A 15,624-nucleotide genomic window follows, 5' to 3' on the forward strand; every position below is an offset into this window, starting at 1 on the left:
TGGCTCGTTCGATGAAGCCCTTTCCGCTAAGAATCCCGGGTTGTCGATTCAGGGGCGAGCGTGAGGCGGGCCTCAATACATTGCGGACCCGGGTGGAACCAGAGCGATACCGAGCCATGTTTGGCGTAAGGGTCGGGGATGACGGTGGTCGTCTTCATTGCGGCGTCTACGTTTCCGGTTTGAGCCGCTGCCAAGCCCCAAAAGAGGCTACACATGTTCGGCTGCGTTGGTGACTGGCTACCGCTACGCTGCGATGATTTCGCGCAGAGCAGTCCCAAGGTCAGCCGCGGTGTAGGGTTTGGGCATGAACCGCCCGCCACTTGGCAGTTCCTCTACGGCAAACCGTGCCTTCCCCGAGGTGGTGAGGATTTTGACCGGTGGCCAGCGGCGGCGAACGTAATGCGCCAACTTCAAACCATCCATCGAGCCGGGCATGTGAACGTCGGAAAACACAACGTGGACGTCCGAGCGCTTTTCCAAAATGGCGATTGCTTGGTCAGCGTGCCGCGCTTCGATGACCTCGAAGCCTAACTCGGTAATTACTTCAGCAGCCATCATCATCAACAATGGCTCATCTTCAACGACAAGCACCACGAGCCGTGACTGCATGACCCCTCCCATGGCGTGAGCCTCTAAAGGGCCCCAATCACCGGGATGCCTGCAATGATGCGATGATGCATGCTAACCGCTTGATGATGGAAGGGTTCCGTCGGCTCCCGAATATAGACCAACCTTGGATCTATTGAAGTTTGTCGGATACTGTCGTCCAAGTACCGTTCGCCGGAGTGACATGAAATGAATGCTTCAAGCGGGGCCGATCAGCGCATGCGAGAAGTTGAGAACGAAAACGACGTGCTTCGCGAGCTCCTTTTGAAGGCAGGCGTTGAAGCGAACGCCCACGTGGCTGCCGCAAAACTACAAACCGTTCTTATCGGGGAACTGCACCATCGCGTAAAGAACATGCTCGCGATTGCAGCCGCAATTGCGGCTCAAAGCCTACGCGACGCTTCATCTATTGACGCGGCGGCCAAGACCATCGCCGAGCGAATGAGCGCGCTCGGCGTATCTCACGATCTCTTGATCCAAGAAAGCTGGACCGGGGCGGGTTGCCGAACGCTGATCGAGAACGCGATCAAAGCATTTCAGACCAAAGGCTTCGAGCAATTCACTATTGAGGGGAACAACGTCGCCGTGTCTTCCGGACCTGCGGTCGCGTTGTCTATGATAATTCACGAGCTAAGCACCAATGCGTTGAAATATGGCGCGCTCTCAGTTGCTGAGGGACGGGTCGCCATCACTTGGTCGATTGACGCGGAAAACCAACGCTTTCATCTTGAATGGCGCGAACGCGGTGGACCGCCGGTTGTCGATCCAGCCAAAAAGAATTTTGGCAGCCGCTTCATTCAGACGGCTTTGCCCGGTCAGCTAAAAGGGGAGGCTCGATTGCTGTTCGAGTCGACCGGAGTCGTTTGCGACATCAACATTCCCCTAAGCTCGCTTCAAGAAACGATTATAGCGGCAGTCGACTAGAGCGTGGTTGGACCGCTCGGCTCGTCCCCAAACGCTCGCAGCGAAACAGCGTCGGCGAAATCGCCCAGCATCGGGTTGCCCGTAGGGCTGAAAGCAACCGCGCGATCGTGCCGTCCCCCGGTGCGCGCATCCACAGGTCGGAGCTGGCATCCGAAGCCCGCATCGCTTTTGCCGCGCGTTGCACCTGCCAATTTACGGCGTAAGGACGTTAAGGACCAACCCGCCACAAGTCCGCTTTTGATGCTGTGGACGGCTCCTCCTGGGGCACGAGAGTGCCAAACAATGGGCGCCGTTTAAGGCTCCCACGATTCGGAGGAGCAGCCTATGCAGTCAATTTCAACGATTGGTCTGGATATCGCGAAGTCGGTCTTTCAAGTGCATGGGGTCGATGCAGCCGGCCAGGTGATCATACGTCGTCAGCTCAAGCGCGGTTTCGTGCTGTCCTTCTTTGAGAAGTTGCCGCCGTGCCTCGTGGGGATCGAGGCTTGCGCGTCCTCGCATTATTGGTCGCGCGAGCTGCAGGCGTTGGGGCATACGGTGCGATTGATGCCTCCGGCCTATGTGAAGCCCTACGTTAAGCGGCAGAAGAACGACAGCACCGACGCGGAGGCTATTTGCGAGGCGGTCACAAGGTCCAACATGCGGTTCGTGCCGACCAAGACCATCGAACAACAGAGCTGTCTGATGCTTCATCGCGTGCGCCATCTCTTCATTCGCCAGCAGACTGCCGTCATCAACTCGACCCGCGCATATCTGGCTGAGTTCGGGATTGTTGCCCCCGTCGGGCGCAGGGGTGTCGTACAGCTATTAGAAGTCGTCGCCGATCCAGCCGACCGCCGAGTTCCGGAGGTGGCCCGCGCGTGTCTTGCGGCTCTCGGCGGCCAGTTGCGGGCGCTGAAGGCTCAAATCCTGGAGTTCGATAGGCGCATTATTGCCTGGCATCGATCAAACGCAACGAGCAAGCGACTGGATGCGATCCCTGGCGTCGGTCCAGCACTGGCAACGGCGCTAGTCGCGAGCGTTGCCGATGCCAAGACCTTCCGATCGGGGCGGGACTTCTCGGCTTGGGTCGGGCTCGTGCCGAAGCAGAACTCGAGTGGGGGCAAGGACAAGCTTGGCCGGATCAGCAAGCAAGGCGATCGCTATTTACGCAGCCTATTCACAGCGGGCGCACTCGCCGTGATCCGCTATGCCAAGATCCATGGCACAAGCCATCGGCCTTGGCTCACTGCGTCGTTGGCACGGCGCGCCACCAAGGACGCAGCCATCGCACTCGCCAATAAGCTCGCCAGAATGCCATGGGATGATGGCCAGGAACGAACCCTACAAGGAACCCCGCCGGCCTTACGGCGTGAACGAGATCACAGCCGGTCATCCGGCTGTGACGTAACGGTTGGAAGGGCGAACAGCACTGATGCAGCGCCGGTCGATCCGGCAATCAGGACAACCCACATGGGCCAGGGCATCTTCGAATGCGTGCTTTTGATCGGGACCTCCGACCAACGCCGCCTCCATCGCTACCGTTGGGGCGTTGCCGCTACATGTCGGCTCAGAGGGGTAGACCGGAAGTTTGCAGCGGAGTGCCTAGAAGCGGACGCGCACTGATTCATCAGCCACCGCCAAACTTGGATGAATCATCGTAGGCAGGAGGATCGTCGTGATCGGTCCGGAGACCTCCCGGCACGGAATCGTCGCGATAAACGCGCAAGCCGCGTGGAGCGATATAGCTTGGGGGTGACCGCCTGGCCAGGAGGCGTGATGGCTTGCCCCGAGTTGTGATGCCACCTTGGGGCGGCGTTCGCGGAAGCACAGGACGCGATCCCAAGGCATAATCCGAAGAAAAAACGCATTGCATTCTCTCCAAGCAATCCCTGTTGTATGTGGTGCGCGCGCCGCTCCTTGCTTCACATTCGAACGACGCTTTTGGCCCATTTACGAACTCAAGTCCGGCCGCTTGGATGTCCGGTCACCGAGATCATCGGTCCAGATTTGCCCAAGGGGAGTTCTTCGCATTCTTACTCGAAGAGGACCTTGAGGTTCGCGCAGCCCGTTTCCTGATCCGGTCTAGCTGCCGAGTGGCCCCCAAAGCCCCAGCGGATTTGTGGGCTTAATTGGATGGACCGCAGGTATGGGATACGATTTGTCCGAGAGCATCAAACGTTAGAACTACACTGACGATCCCGTGCCTCGCGACGTATGTGATTAGAGTTCCATCGTCCGATGGATGCAGGTTGTCCAGCTCCGAAGCTGGAAATTGCCGAACCCGGTCCGTCCAATAGGCGTGGAGGCCCTCTCTGCCAGTGATGGCTTTCATGCCACCACAGCCGCAATGGACTGTCGCATCGTCAGCATACATCTCCAGGATAGTTTCAATCTCGCCAGCGCGGTAGGCGTCGAGCCAATCAACCGCAGCGGCCATCGGGTCGAAGGACATTGTTCCTCACCTACATGCCGTGATCGACGGCAGATGTAGGATTGAGCTGATGAACGCAAGAGCTAATTTGAGGGTTCCGCGTCCATAGTTCTCCGCCGAGTTTCGGCCGCGCATATTGGTCGAAGTGCCTCTGATCCGGCACCGGCAACTTCACCTCTCGGCCCGTTCGAGACGTACCGGTCCGATCTGACCACGTCCGCCTATCCGGTTAGAGCGGAAGTCATCGCCTCACGAGCAAACCGACGCGATTGACCGATAGCAGACCTCGACTCTTGCTCACACTAGGTCAGCGAAACGAACTGGCAGAGTGAAAAAGGCTACCGCTTTGCTATGCCTCTCTCGTGATTTTGGCGGGAGAAGCTGATGAGGTGAACCGCAGCGCATCAATCTCATCTGGTGAGCGCAACGTCCTTGAACGAGGCGACCAGCGCCTTCTCCAGCTTTCCCTTCATGCCGCAGAGAATGTCGTAGGCCGCCTCGCGCGGCATGGTCGGCTTGTACTGCCGGTGCTCGATCAGCGCCGCAAAGATATCCGAGATGGTAAGGATGCGAACGATGTCGGTGATGTTCTCGGCGCAGAGGCCGTCTGGATAGCCGCTGCCGTCGAGATATTCGTGATGGTGCCGGACGCAATCGAGTATTTCGGAAGAAATTGAGCCGTGCTCCTTCAGCACGTCATAACCCGATGCGGGATGGGTCTCGACCAGCGCGCGCTCGGTGTCGTCGAGGCGTCCCGGCTTGTCCAGAACCGCCAGCGGAATCCTGGCTTTGCCGATGTCGTGGAACATGGCAGCGGTAGAGAGCCGTTCGAGATCGCTTTTGCGGACGCCGAGACTGAGGCCGAAATCGATTGCGACGCCGGTCACGAGCAGACAGTGTTGATAGGTTCCCTCGTGATGGCGCCGCACCGTTTTCAGCCATTCGGACAGGCCGTGCTCGGAAATCCGGTTGGTGATCATGCGGCCGGCCTCCTTGGTGCCGTCGATGTCGATCCGCTCTCCGAGTCTGACCAAAGTGAACAACGATGCGATCGCGTTGGCGCCAGCCTCGACCGCATCGTCAGGCTGCGAGATGTCGCGCGGCGAACTCGCTTCGCTCCCGGCCGGATCAGACAGCGCACCCATGAGCTTGGTCGGATCGATCTTGCCGGGCAAAACGAGGGTGGCGCCCAGCGCGTAGGCCTGCGAGATGCAAACGTGGGAGGTTTGCTCGACGAGGAAGATGCGCTTCCCGGTCTTTGCGAGGCGCAAAGCTCTCCTTTTCAGTGCGGCAATGTTTTCGACAGATCGTAGATCGGCACGGATGACCACGGCGGCAGGCGCATGCGGTAGCTTTGCCTCCACGTCGAGCCGCTCGCCGGCGACAGTGAACTGCCTTTCAAGGACCGAGCAGAGCCCGAAGAGCTTATCGGAAGTATCAGCCAGGACATGTACCAACACGACTGATACCTCTGTTTGCCGGGTGCCGGTCTGAATTGGCCCTTGTCGTCAGATTCTGCACGATCATTGCATCAGATTAGAGTTCGATCTGCTCGGCTCACGTCTGTGTCGGTGCGGCTCTGTCGCTGCCCGTCTTTTGGGCTTTCTTGCCATCTGCGTGGATGAAGTGAACCCCAGCGATGGTTCCGTCGATCCAGACCAACTCGCAGCGCCGATAGGCCAGTCCCGTGGATGACAGTAGCATGAAGAACTCCTTGGCCTTGAGGACGTCGAGCGATCCTTCGACCTCGATCTTGGCGCCGCTGTCCGAGACGTCGAGCAGGACGCAGCTTCGCCGCCAAGTGCCGTCGGAGCCCATCAGGTTGACGGCCTGCCTGTGGTCCATCCGTACCCGAGAGGCCTTGCGACCGTCGAACTTCATCGGCTCGCTCTCGATTTCGCAGTGCGATCGCCGGTGCCGGCAGAGATTTCTCCCCAACGAACGGACCATTGGCTGGTCGACAGATGAAGCTTTTCAAACAGCTCCTGAACTCGTTCGCGTTCGCTGAGTGAAAGGCGCGGGCCGCGACTGTTGAGGATGGCCAGCGTCGTCTGCCAATTCAGACGCGACGCCCGACAGGCCATCACCAAGCCTTCGCAATCGGGCTCCGCCATTACGTGCTCGACGACCTCCACGGGTGCTCCGGACAGCACCGACAGCGCGGTGTACAGATTGGCGGTCTCGCTCCGGATCACGAACCGATTAACGGTCGAGTCGTTCAGCTTGCCGGCGCGGTTGAGCGATACGATCTCCGGCCTGGCAGCAGCATATTCTGTCTTGCAAAGGCGCTTCACCGTCACCGGCATTTCGGAGGACGTGGTTGCCCCTGAAAAAGCGCACCGACGCGCGTCGGCCTTCGTGCCAGCTGCTGGTCGTGGAGATGCCGATAGCAGCGCGCGGACAACCATGTCCGGTGTGCCTGGCCTCAGGGCCAGAGCCTTGGTGATCTCGTCATCCTGCTCGGCCTTGCCGATCAACATGGAATAGCCGCCGTCGGAGAATCCCGCCGCTGGATTTCTGATCAGCGCCAGACAAACCTTGCTGCTGCCGCGCTGCAGCAGCACGTCCGTCACGACATTTTCGATCTCGCGCCTGTCAGCAATGGCGAGGAGGTGACGCTCGCTGCTGGACGCCGCCAGTTCCATAAGATCCCCCGGCGAGAGGGCTGGGGATTGGCGCAGAATGGGGACCGCGATTGCGGCGTCTTCGCATGACGCAAGACGCCGCAACGTCTTTTTCGGAGCCGCCCGCAGGTCTGCAAGAGCTGTACTGAGCTCGACAAGTGTGGAGGGGGCAATCCGGGCGATCAGGCGAACAAGGACCTCATCCAGCAAGTCTACATGCGGCTCTTGCAACCGACCGTTCCCGGCGACAAGCAGCTCCACGATGCGCCGAAGCATCCGAACACAACGTTCGGATGAGCTCCCCGCAATGGTAGCATCCAACTCGACAATAACATCGGCTGCGGCAATTCCCGTCATTGGCGGGCCTTAATCGTCAAAAGGAAATACGCAATCACCCATAGTACGCGTCAAAGTTGTTAACATATGTTTATTGATCTGGGTTCGTGCGCCATTAAACCGTGGTTGCCTCGAAACATCATCGAAATCGGCAGGCCGCTGCGTTTCGACTATTTCCGTGAGTATTGATGACCAAAGCGCGCATGCCCGCGCGACAGACCTTTCGCTTCAACGACGTAGACCAGTTTCGAAGCTCGTTGGGGCGCTGAACGTAGACTCGCGCGCTCGTGCGGTGGGCCGCTGCCGAGCAGATCAACGTTTGGGCCGAGTGCCAGCTCCGTTTTACGGATGTCGAGACGAGCCGGTTGGCGCTGCGGTGGCTGCGGAAGTTCGTCGAAGAAGTGCCTGTGTGCTGCTATCACCGCAGCCGTGAGCCGCGTCATCGGTCCAGCAACCTTCGACGCTTGAGTTCGTGAACCTGCAGCGACAGCGAGAACGGACGTCCATTCCCGGTTCGAGACATGCCCGCTCCATCTGATCACGTCTGCTTGTTCGGCTAGACCGAAAGTCATCGCCTCGCGGGCAAACCGACGCGATTGACTCATAGCTGTCGTCGATCGGCGACTATTCGGGAGCACACCTCAGAAGTCGTAGTCGCAGCCCGGTCGTTTCTAGCCAAAGCCTGCTCTTCTTGCGAGCGCGGTGCACGCTCGCGTGACCGGCCACATAAAGTGTACGGAAACTGCGTCCTTCGGCATTCCCGTCGCATTAAGGATGCGAATGGTATCACGGCTAAGCGTGCGGATTGGAAACTTCGGTTTTAGCAAGCGGGTCCATTCTCTTCCTCGAACAGGACATCTGAGCGTGCCGAAGTTTGTAAAATCACCATTAACCATCATAGCCGTACTGCTCAGCTTCACGCTTGCGAGCTTTTGGGCCCTGATCGCCTGGAAGGGCATGCAGGAAAGAGCGCTCGCATTCGCCAAGGCGGGATCCGAGACGCAGGCGCTCACGCACTCTCTCGCGCAGCACGCCTCAAAAAGTTTCAATGCGGTGGCGCTCGCGCTGTTTGGAGCGGGCCAGTACATCCGGCACTCCGACAAGTCCGCCCGTGCGTCGGCCGAAATCAACGACCTGCTTGCCCAATATGCGAAGAACATTCCTCAGGCGCGCGAGCTGGGCGTGCTGGGGGAGACCGGCGACTGGATGTTTTCTTCATTCGAAACCGTGCCGGCAGTCAATAATGGCGATCGCGAGTATTTTCGCTACCATCAATCCCACCCTGAAGACACGGCGCCCCGCATCAGCGATCCCCTGACCTCCCGCGTCACGGGGAGGCCTACCCTCCTGATGACCCAGCGGCTTGCGAATGCCGACGGCTCGTTCGGGGGCGTGGTGTTCGCGGCGATCGATCTTGCCTATTTCAGGTCTTTCTACCAAGGGTTCGAAGCGGACCAGGACCGCACCGTCACGCTCATGAAGACGAACGGCAAGGTTCTCGTCCATCGCCTCGACGATCAGGTCGGCAAGGACGTCGCGGGAAGCTCGCTGTTCGTGAGTCGCCTCAAGGAGGCGGGAACCGGCCTGTATTCCATCGTGTCGCCTTTTGATGGCCGCGTGAAGCAATTTGCCTATGAGAGGGCGTCCGATTTTCCAATCGTGATCAGCGTCGCCACTCCCGAGGACGCTGTCTTGGACGCCTGGCGCCGAGATCGGAACTTCGATCTTCTGCTCGGCGGCGCAGTGTCCGCGATCCTGATCGCTCTGGGGCTGGTACTGGCCGTGCAATTCCGCAGACGCTCGGTGCTGGCTAGATTGCTGCGCGATCGAGAGCGTGGATACCGGTTGCTCGCCGAGAACGTGGAGGATGTCGTGACCCGCTTTGATAAGACTGGTCGCAGACTTTATATCTCCCCCTCGGTCGAGAAGCTGCTCGGCTGGGCCCCTTCAGAAGTTCTGCAGCAGCCGGCCTATTCCAACTTCCACCCGGCCCACCGGGATCTGGTGAAGAGTCTGATCGAGGAACTCGGGCCGCAGAGACCCACGGGGACCGCGGAGTATCTGACGCGCTGCCGCGACGGCAACTACGTCTGGGTCGAAACCCAGATGAACTATGTCGATGATCCGGACGAGCCCGGCCCGGAAATCATTGGCGTGATCCGGGACGTCTCGAAGCGCAAGGCTGCCGAGGAGCAACTCGTCGCCGCAAACGAGCAGCTCAAGGCGCTCTCCGAAACCGACCCACTCACTGAGATCGCGAACCGGAGGCGCTTTGACCGGTTGCTCGATGCCGAATTCAAGCGGTGCCAGCGTTCGGGCTCGCCGCTTTCCGTGCTATTCATCGATATCGACAAGTTCAAGTCTTTCAACGACACCTACGGTCATTCCGCGGGCGACGACTGCATCCGGCAGGTTGCCAAGGCCGTCGCGTCATGCCTGAAAAGGCCGGCCGATCTGGTTGCACGCTACGGCGGCGAGGAATTCGCCGTTCTTCTCCCCGAGACGGCATCGGGCGATGCAGCGTCAGTCGCCGAGACAATCCGCCAATCAGTCGCGGACCTCTCTGTTGCGCATCAAGGAAGCGCCCACGGGTGCATCACGATCAGCGTCGGGATGGCCGGGAGCAAGTGCGACGGGAGAACATCGCCGGCTTCGATGCTGGCTGCGGCCGACGGCGCATTGTATCTCGCCAAAGAGCAGGGGCGCAACCGGGTGTGTGCTGCAGCCGAAACACCCAGCATCAGGCTGGTAAGACCCGCCGGTTAGCGTCGGATTGGTTGACTCGGCCCAATAACTCACCGCGCGAGCTCAGGTGAGTACTGCAAATCAGTTCAATCAGCTTGATCGCCGTAGTCATCGGTGCCTTCATGAGGTCAGCTTCTGGCCCATTTGAGACCTGCCGACTCGCCCTAAGGATCTCTGCTATCAGGGGATGATCGGAAGAATTTGTTGATGCATCCGACCTCACTCTGTTCGCATCAGTGATACCGAACGGCCGGCGCAACTTACCCGCGCGAAATCATAAGCCTCCGCGAAGTGATCGGACTTCGTTGCTATAAGCATCACTACACCGGGCAGGCCGGGCAACCGAAGGGGGCGGGAAAACCCCCGGGAGCATGCTTAATTTCACCAAAGCCCCTGACGAAGCCAGCTAACGCCCATCATTGCCGAACGGACACCGTGGCAAGCGGTGGTCGCGGCGCGACATAGAAACGCGCCTCGCATCTCACGCAGGTCAGGTGCTCGGCGATATCAACGCGCAGCCCGGATCGTAATTTATTCGACCCGCAATCCGGACATTTTCCGCCGTTTAGTGCTTCAAGAATATCTGTCTCGCTCATGATGCCACGAACGTCAGACGCCGAACGAGCGTTTGATGTGCTTCGCCATCACGACAACCGCGTCCGTGTACTTGCCATTCGATACTTGCTGATCGCACAGCATCAGAAAAAGCAGCGCGCAAGCCGCAATCATGCAACCCTTGAGCATAACGGTCTCTCCTATGAAGAGACTGCCAACCGGGCAGGTCTAGACAATAGTTACGAAACGGGTGTCGCCGCCGCGACGATTTGCAATGGTCTCAACGTTGGCAACAACCCATTAAAGTTCCGTAAAGCAGAACTAGAGGAGCAACCGCCCCTGATCTTCGGATCAATCAATAATCGCGAATAACATACCTCCCCGAAGCATTTCGCTCTCTAGATTGGCGGCATGCTCCTGCTAATCAGACGTTTCGCGTACTTGGAAGCGAGGTTTCTCTCCGGCAGTCTTCTGGGCGTCGTCCGACGCGAGAGCGCCGCGAACGCTCTCATACATCATCGTGATACGGTCGTTCGTGAAAGCTCGAGAGTCCATCGGCACAATCAACAGAAAGGCCGTCGCCGCGTTGAGATCAGCGATGGCTCCTGTGTGAGTTCGTTGATAACGACTATGCGCTAGACAGAATAATGATAGACATCGGGGGTTTAATGGGCCGTTGCAGCGAAGCAGCCGCGGGCAAAACGGTGCAATCGGCACCGACCATCGATTGGGAAAATGCTCCAGCAGTTCGGTCAATACAGTTGACAGAACTGGCGTCACTGGCGGCGTGCGTCCGCCTCAGTTGCAACAAGAGATTCAGCTATTGATTCGCTTGGTAATCCAGCGTTCCTCGGCTCGTCCAGCGATCCCTAAGAACTCACACCTGGACCCAGCCGATGATGGGGGTGCAAGGGCGCTTGGCCTCATCCGGGCGCCCTTGTGCTGAGGTCCTAGGCCCCGCGCCAGACGCGCAACACGCCTTCGCGAAAGCCGCCGACGAACTGATCGGATACGTCCGGTGGCAGAATTTCGCTGAGATCATCAAGCGACCCGCTCACCATGGTGGCAAGCTCGTCCGCGGAAGCATGCTCTGCCCAGCGGCACCCAACTCCAAACCTCGTTTCCGATCTGCCTCTGCGTCCATAGTCCTGGACTATCTCCGCGTCCGTGGCCCCGGCGAAGCTGATGCCGCGCCGGGGCCCGTACGTCCTCGCCAATCCTGGAAGCTTGGGGCTGGAAGAATCGGCAAGGCGCACCCCAGACAAGCAGATCCGCAGTCTTTGGCCACTGCACTTTGTGCCAATGGGTGAATGCTGCGGCCGGAGTCGCTGTCGGGCTGCCGGCATTGAGCTGCTGCCGGTTTGATGGACACCGAGATTGAGTGCTTCATGAAGCCGGAGGTTGGTGATGCAGAGACGGAAGTTCAGTCGAGAGTTCAAGGTCGAGGCGGTCAAGCTTGTCAGGGAACGCGGGGTCTCGGTGGCGCAGGCAGGCCGCGACCTGGGCGTCCATAAGAACGTGCTGCGCAAATGGGTGAAGGAGTTCGGCTCCGCCCCGGTGTAGGCCTTCCCCGGCCACGCGCAGATGAAGCCTGAGCAGCAAGTGATCGAGCGGTTGCGGCGCGAGGTCAACAAGCCGGAGCGGGGTGCGAGTGACGGTCATCTCGACGGTCTCGGTCCAGCCGTCGAGATCGCAGACGAACTGCGTCGCCCAGCAGATGTGTTCACGGATCTGTAGAACTGCCAAATAAGGTTGGCCGCGATCCGTCAATGCGTCCGATTCAGCGATCAGCCGAACGTCATGCATCGGACGGCCCCGCGCAACGCTCGTAACATCGGCATGCTGAGTTGTTTCTCAGTGGTTCTGAGGTTACGGAGCTTGTCCGCTTACGTTGCCTCTCGCGGACGGGCCTCGGATCAGTTACAGCCTTACAAAAGTTGCAGCATCCAGATAGCACCGTGCGAACATGTCCTCCAACTTCGGGCCCTGAAGAAAGATCATGCGAGGTGACAACCCGCCCTGCGTTGATATCCAATTTCGAACTCGAGCTGGGTACATCAAATACATCGTCCGTGTAGCTTCTGGATTTGTAATATGACGTCCGCCAGGCCCGAGGTCCCAAGCTGCGTGGAAAGCAAGGTTTGCCTTTTCGGTAACGCAGATCCTCTTTGATGGGACCTTCGAAAGCACGATCGTGCAGGCGGAGGCGCAGAGCCCATCAATGACCACCGTCTGGCCCGTGTCCTTCAACTGATCATATCGATCGACGTAACGTCGGATCAAGCCACCGCGATCATTGGCAATTCTCACCACCGCGTGGCTCTCGCCTGCCCATACGAGCAAAATTGCCGAAGCGAGCAACAGCGCAAGTATTTTCATATTGTACCTCTCCGAAGTGACGGCAGCGAGTTTGGAGCTGGCGGTGAGACCCATGGCTTCACGTCGGCGAGGTGAGCGAGATGCAGCGCGTTGCCGGGCAATCGCTGTGTGCCGCCTTTCCGATCCAGTTATCAGGAGCAATCAGAACGAGATTGCCGACTGGTAGGAACAGAAGTTGATCTAAGTCAACGAAATGGCGAACCGGGAAGTGATTGCAAGTTCGTCTGGACCCTTCATTAAATCTGGATAGACATGCGTGCGCAAGAAAGTGGTTGAACGTTTCTATGCGCGGTTAGAGCCCGCTGCGCATACTGGCGTGTCCTCCTGAAGATCTAGAGCGCGACCGTGAGTGTCCCAGCAAGCAAGATCATATGGTAACCAGCTTCGGACGCGGGGCGCCAAGATGCCAAAGCTGGCCAGGAAAGAACATCCAAGGTTTAAAACGAGCCGCATGGCGGCTTTTCAGCTGCAGCATCCGACTCCGCGCGACCCCGCTCTTGGAGCAGGCTAACAATGCTACATCCCAAACATGGCCCTTGTAGCTCACCAGCTGGTTTTGACTGCTCGCGGGAAAAATCGTCTCTCGCTGGAGTGAGAGTTGTTCGCGAAGATTGCAGCGACGCATCAGCGCAGCCTTTTGGGGTCTGCTTGCGCAGGGTTCCCAGATGATCCGATAATCCTTCACAGCGGCTCGCCAACGGGTCGGATCAGGGCAAGCGCCTGCGCGACGAAACTCTCAAATAATGGTGCCGCGTCCTCAATCCTATGGCAGCAGCAGCTATCGAGTGAAAGGTTTGCACTGAGGTCGAACAGCTCCAGCCAAAACAGTGGTACGCCACCGAGATCGACCTCGGGACCGCGCAACATGCGGATTTCGCAGCTTGCGACCAACGTCACTGAAACGGATGCTGCTGGATCATCGTCGGGAATGGACGAGAGCCGGACGTAGGCCTGCGCGATCTTCAGTTGCGTAAGCGCAGTTCCGGACGTGCTGCCATCAATCAAATTGGGGTCCTGCGATATCTTTTGGGCGTATTGACCAAACGCGCGGTTAGCCTGCGCACGGATGAGGTCGGACATAGCAGCTATCGGGAGGCACGCGTTTGCTAGAAGTCGCCAACCTTTTGGTCTTTAATGCCAAAAACTGGTGTGGCGCAAAGCCTCAGCAACGATCGATGCGCCCGTCATAAAGCAAAGCGCGCCATCAAGGGCGAGAGGTGATCCCGTCGCCGTTGGGCAGCAGCTGGATCGGGACAAAAGTGATTGTAGCAGCTACTGAACCCTCGCTGGGCTGCAGACCTGACGGCGGCAGCTCCTACGGCAGCCCGCCCCTCCGATGCGCGACAGCCATGGCAGTAGCCCGCGAGCAAGTGCATCCTGCCCGATCAGGCTCAACGCTGGTGCGCCCCCACACTGGTAGCCCTGTCTTGATTTAAATCAAGATCGGGGGAGAGTCATTCAGTTCCATGGGCGCAGCCGAAACGTCTTCGTATGGAAGTGTGGTGGTCGTCTCGTGATTGCTCGCTACAACTGTGATCTTTGAGCGACCGGACAGGAATGAGCGATGCGGTCGGCGGGATGCCTAAGTGCGATACCTAGCGCGACCGGCGGTATTGCTCGGCTGGCCTGCGCGCGCGTCGCTGAGTCTGGCCAAGACCCAGCTGCGCTGCTCTCCCAGGCAGGACTGACGCTGAACGACTTCCGCGACCCTGCAGTCCGGCTCGAGGTGGCGACCCAGATCAAGATTCTGGAATTGGCTGCCCAAGAATTGCAGGACGACATCTTGGGGTTCCGGCTCGCCCTGAGCTTTGATCTGCGTGAAATCGGCCTTGTCTACTACGTTATGGCTTCGTCGGAGAATGTCGCCGGCGCGTTTCGTGCCGCGGAACGGTACAGCCGGATTATGAATGATGGGGTCCGACTGCGTTTCGACATGGAGGGGCATACTGCGACCATTGCCCTCGAATATGTCGGTGTCGATCGAAGGGGCGAGCGGCAACAGATCGAATTCTGGATCGTGACGCTGGTGCGGATCTGCAGGCAAGTGACGGACGGCCGTCTGGTGCCGTCTAGGCTCCAAGTGAGGCACCTGCGAGCCGGGGTGCCCCCCGAATTTAGAACGTTCTTTGGCAGGGACGTCGAGTTCGGCGCTGACGGCGATGTGATCTCTTTTCCGGTGCCGGTGGCACTGCTTCCGCTGCTCGGCCGCGACGGCTATCTGCACGATTTGTTGCGACGCTATGCGGATGAAGCGTTAGTACGGAAAGCGCCGCACGGCGCGACAGTCCGTTCAAGAGTCGAGAAGACGCTTGCATCACTGCTGCCTCACGGTAGAAGCGTCGCGAAGGAAGTTGCGCGGCAGATGGGACTGAGTACCCGCACGTTGTCGCGCAAGCTTGGCGAAGAGAAGACGTCCTTCGCTGAAATCCTTGATCAGTTACGGGCCGCGCTCGCCAAGCGCTATCTCGAAGAGGAGCAGCTTCCCGTGTCCGAAGTTGCTTGGCTGCTTGGCTATCGCGAACTGAGTTCACTCACACACGCATTTAAGCGATGGACTGGAATGACACCACGACAGTTCCGGGCTAGTCGGCAACAACTCCGCACCCGCCCTACAACGTGAGTTGAGCAAAAGACGCGCCACCGAGCAGCGAACGGTGAGCCGACACATTTCGGTCGCCTGCCGACAGCGCGACCCTCAGGCGAGCTGACGCAATGACATCAAGTGAGTCAACGATCGCGCAGTAATCGATAGTGCGTTCATCGCAAAACCGCAGTAAGTGTGCGCTAAGGAAGTTAGCAGGGCGCGTTGCGCGATCCCTTACTTTGATGACGACGGTGAGGGCGGCCCGCTTGCCGTCGACCACCATGGTCATCCGCCAGAACGACATAATCTGCAACCGTTGCAAAACTTCATCGCGGCCGCGCCATGTGCCGAGGTAAGGGAATGTCCCAGACGCATGGCTCAAGAAGATATTTTCGTCGAGGCGAAGTTAGAGCGGGTCAAAACTATCTTAAATGTCACGAACGCGTCGCCAAAGGCCG

General features: G+C 58.8%; 12 protein-coding genes and 2 pseudogenes. 6 read left to right on the top strand and 8 right to left on the bottom strand.

Annotated elements, in window-relative coordinates:
- Positions 1-243: 243 nt before the first annotated feature.
- Complete coding sequence (locus tag IVB48_RS21385; protein ID WP_039799526.1) at positions 244-609, bottom strand: response regulator; 366 nt, start codon at positions 607-609, stop codon at positions 244-246.
- Positions 610-795: 186 nt separating this feature from the next.
- On the opposite strand from IVB48_RS21385, the gene IVB48_RS21390 reads away from it, so the two are divergent.
- Positions 796-1,530, top strand: a complete 735-nt coding sequence (locus tag IVB48_RS21390; protein WP_247402641.1) for a sensor histidine kinase — start codon at positions 796-798, stop codon at positions 1,528-1,530.
- A 324-nt stretch (positions 1,531-1,854) separates the two neighbouring features.
- Positions 1,855-2,920: pseudogene (locus IVB48_RS21395) on the top strand (IS110 family transposase).
- Between the two features lie 717 nt (positions 2,921-3,637).
- Here IVB48_RS21395 and IVB48_RS21400 read toward each other — a convergent pair.
- The 4 genes from IVB48_RS21400 to IVB48_RS21415 form a co-directional block, all read right to left on the bottom strand.
- Complete coding sequence (locus IVB48_RS21400; protein ID WP_346659007.1) at positions 3,638-3,964, bottom strand: nuclear transport factor 2 family protein; 327 nt, start codon at positions 3,962-3,964, stop codon at positions 3,638-3,640.
- Between the two features lie 389 nt (positions 3,965-4,353).
- Complete coding sequence (locus IVB48_RS21405; RefSeq protein WP_247402646.1) at positions 4,354-5,403, bottom strand: HD domain-containing phosphohydrolase; 1,050 nt, start codon at positions 5,401-5,403, stop codon at positions 4,354-4,356.
- A gap of 97 nt (positions 5,404-5,500) precedes the next feature.
- On the bottom strand, positions 5,501-5,824 hold the full coding sequence (locus IVB48_RS21410) for a PilZ domain-containing protein (RefSeq protein WP_247402649.1): 324 nt from the start codon (positions 5,822-5,824) through the stop codon (positions 5,501-5,503).
- Positions 5,821-6,924, bottom strand: coding sequence for a DUF2336 domain-containing protein (locus IVB48_RS21415; protein ID WP_247402652.1), 1,104 nt, complete (start codon positions 6,922-6,924; stop codon positions 5,821-5,823). The genes IVB48_RS21410 and IVB48_RS21415 overlap by 4 nt, the downstream gene beginning before the upstream one ends.
- 843 nt (positions 6,925-7,767) lie before the next feature.
- On the opposite strand from IVB48_RS21415, the gene IVB48_RS21420 reads away from it, so the two are divergent.
- The 3 genes and pseudogenes from IVB48_RS21420 to IVB48_RS21430 all read left to right on the top strand — a co-directional run.
- Positions 7,768-9,669 (top strand): diguanylate cyclase, encoded by a 1,902-nt coding sequence (locus tag IVB48_RS21420; protein ID WP_247402656.1) that lies wholly within the window; start codon positions 7,768-7,770, stop codon positions 9,667-9,669.
- A 612-nt stretch (positions 9,670-10,281) separates the two neighbouring features.
- Positions 10,282-10,575: a hypothetical protein gene (locus IVB48_RS21425; protein ID WP_247402659.1), complete on the top strand. Its 294-nt coding sequence runs from the start codon at positions 10,282-10,284 to the stop codon at positions 10,573-10,575.
- Positions 10,576-11,610: 1,035 nt separating this feature from the next.
- Positions 11,611-11,838: pseudogene (locus tag IVB48_RS21430) on the top strand (transposase); the annotation flags it as partial.
- A gap of 285 nt (positions 11,839-12,123) precedes the next feature.
- Here IVB48_RS21430 and IVB48_RS21435 read toward each other — a convergent pair.
- Together IVB48_RS21435 and IVB48_RS21440 are read right to left on the bottom strand one after the other, a co-directional pair.
- A complete protein-coding gene (locus IVB48_RS21435) occupies positions 12,124-12,582 on the bottom strand; it encodes a hypothetical protein (RefSeq protein WP_247403046.1) in 459 nt (152 codons plus the stop codon).
- A gap of 681 nt (positions 12,583-13,263) precedes the next feature.
- A complete protein-coding gene (locus IVB48_RS21440) occupies positions 13,264-13,662 on the bottom strand; it encodes a hypothetical protein (RefSeq protein ID WP_247402662.1) in 399 nt (132 codons plus the stop codon).
- A 484-nt stretch (positions 13,663-14,146) separates the two neighbouring features.
- Here IVB48_RS21440 and IVB48_RS21445 point away from each other — a divergent pair, with 484 nt between their 5' ends.
- Complete coding sequence (locus tag IVB48_RS21445) at positions 14,147-15,202, top strand: AraC family transcriptional regulator (RefSeq protein WP_247402666.1); 1,056 nt, start codon at positions 14,147-14,149, stop codon at positions 15,200-15,202.
- Here the strand turns inward: IVB48_RS21445 and IVB48_RS21450 are convergent.
- Positions 15,192-15,548: a hypothetical protein gene (locus IVB48_RS21450; RefSeq protein ID WP_247402670.1), complete on the bottom strand. Its 357-nt coding sequence runs from the start codon at positions 15,546-15,548 to the stop codon at positions 15,192-15,194. The genes IVB48_RS21445 and IVB48_RS21450 overlap by 11 nt on opposite strands.
- Between the last annotated feature and the right edge of the window lie 76 nt (positions 15,549-15,624).

It is taken from the genome of Bradyrhizobium sp. 76, from assembly GCF_023073025.1.
Classification (GTDB): domain Bacteria; phylum Pseudomonadota; class Alphaproteobacteria; order Rhizobiales; family Xanthobacteraceae; genus Bradyrhizobium.